1 tRNA gene is annotated in these 340 nt (G+C 50.9%); it reads left to right on the top strand.

From position 1 onward, the window contains the following. Positions 1-233: 233 nt before the first annotated feature. A tRNA-Leu gene (locus tag ACM14_RS30275) sits at positions 234-318 on the top strand. Positions 319-340 lie beyond the last annotated feature (22 nt).

Raw genomic sequence — 340 nt, 5'->3', positions numbered from 1 at the left:
GGAATTGGTAGACGCACTAGTTTCAGGTACTAGCGGGTAACTCCGTGGAGGTTCGAGTCCTCTCCTGGGCACCAAGTTTAACGACAACCTGCAGAGGTTGCGGTGAACTAAGGAACTATCTTCAGCAGAAGGCAGTTCCCTGGCTTCATGGCTTGGCAGATGACAGTCTCAAGAAAAAAATCGGAGATCGGGATGCTTCTGCAAAAAATGCAGTAGAATTTCAGCTTCAGCAAGCCCAGGTGGCGGAATTGGTAGACGCACTAGTTTCAGGTACTAGCGGGTAACTCCGTGGAGGTTCGAGTCCTCTCCTGGGCACCAAACATGAAAAGGCCGTTGCACA

The sequence above is a fragment of the Delftia sp. JD2 genome (genome assembly GCF_001682645.1).
Lineage (GTDB): Bacteria > Pseudomonadota > Gammaproteobacteria > Burkholderiales > Burkholderiaceae_C > Comamonas > Comamonas acidovorans.
Note: the sequence above shows the minus strand (reverse complement) of the source record. Positions and strands in the feature narration are given on the sequence as shown.